This is a genomic window from Sedimentibacter hydroxybenzoicus DSM 7310, from assembly GCF_013403245.1.
Classification (GTDB): Bacteria; Bacillota; Clostridia; order Tissierellales; family Sedimentibacteraceae; genus Sedimentibacter; species Sedimentibacter hydroxybenzoicus.
The window spans coordinates 1-1,261 of the sequence record NZ_JACBNQ010000062.1 but is presented as its reverse complement, the minus strand read 5'-3'; the positions used below and the strand labels follow the sequence as shown (position 1 = coordinate 1,261).

Annotated in this window: 1 protein-coding gene; it reads right to left on the bottom strand. The window is 29.3% G+C overall.

Annotated elements, in window-relative coordinates:
* Positions 1-1,156 (bottom strand): IS1182 family transposase (locus HZF24_RS18700; protein WP_179239887.1); only part of this gene is annotated, 1,156 nt, incomplete at its 3' end.
* Positions 1,157-1,261 lie beyond the last annotated feature (105 nt).

Sequence of the window (1,261 nt, the reverse complement as noted above, 5' to 3'; positions counted from 1 at the left end):
TGCAGGCTGCCTTATTTCTATATAATTGGTTTTGTGATGTTGGATTACTTACATTATTCAATATTTTTCCTTCCGGACAAATATATATGTCTTTTTCCTTATCATATATGAAATTATCTCTTATATATTTTTTATTACCTGTCTTATTTGATGCGTTTTCTTTTGCAACTATTGGTTTTATTCCAGAATCTAAGCAATCTTTTAAATTTTCATATTCATAATATCCCTTGTCAGCTAAAATGGTCAATAAATACTCTTCATATTCTTCTTCACTTTGATTTTCTTCTTTATTTTTTAACTCTATTCCTAATTCTTTAGCTGCTTGTTTTGCTATGTTGTATAGTTGTCCTTGGTCTGCAGGATTACTTACTACATCTACTGCTACAACTAAATGGTTTTTGCTGTCTACTGCTATTTGTACATTATGAGCTATATCTGTTCCATTGTTACTTACACTCATATGCCTTGCATCTTTGTCTGTTATTGATATTTCCCCATTTTGCTTAATATCTTCGTACATCTCTTTTAATTCTTCTATTCTTTTTTTAGCTGCTTCAAATTTTTCTGTTATGTTTTCTTTTGTAAAATCTGTTTGTTCATTATCTTCTTTATCACCTTTTTCTAGCAATTCTAAATACTGACTTGCTGATTCTTCAAAGTGCTCTATCATCTTTTTTACTTTGTTTTTAGTATAATTTCTTTTTCTGCTGTTATGTGCACGAAATTTGCTTCCATCTATTGCAACCATTTCTTTACCTATCAGATTTAATGTGTTGCACAACATGCTAAATTCTCTGAATATATTTTCTAATGCTTTTTTATTATTTCTTCGAAATTCTGAAATGGTTTTATTGTGTGGCTTCAGATTGTTTATCAACCACATTACCTCTATATTTTTCTCACACTCTTTTTCTAATTTTCTTGATGTTCTTATTCCATTGAAATATCCATATATGTATAATTTACTCATGTCAGAGGGATTCATAGGCTTTCTTCCTGTTTCTTTTGTTTGTGCATACTGAAATCCCATCTTTTCAATATCTAAGCTGTTAACAAATGCATCGATCACTCTTACAGGATTATTTTCCCCTATTAAATCTTCTAAACTTACAACCTGTACTTGATTTCTATCTGTTCCTTCTTCGTATCTTTGCATTTTTAACACCCCGTTTTTTCTTTAATTATACTACAAAATCATTGAAAAATCAATGGTTTTGTAGTATAATTATGTTTAATATCGTAAGTGTTTTTGCGCAGTCTG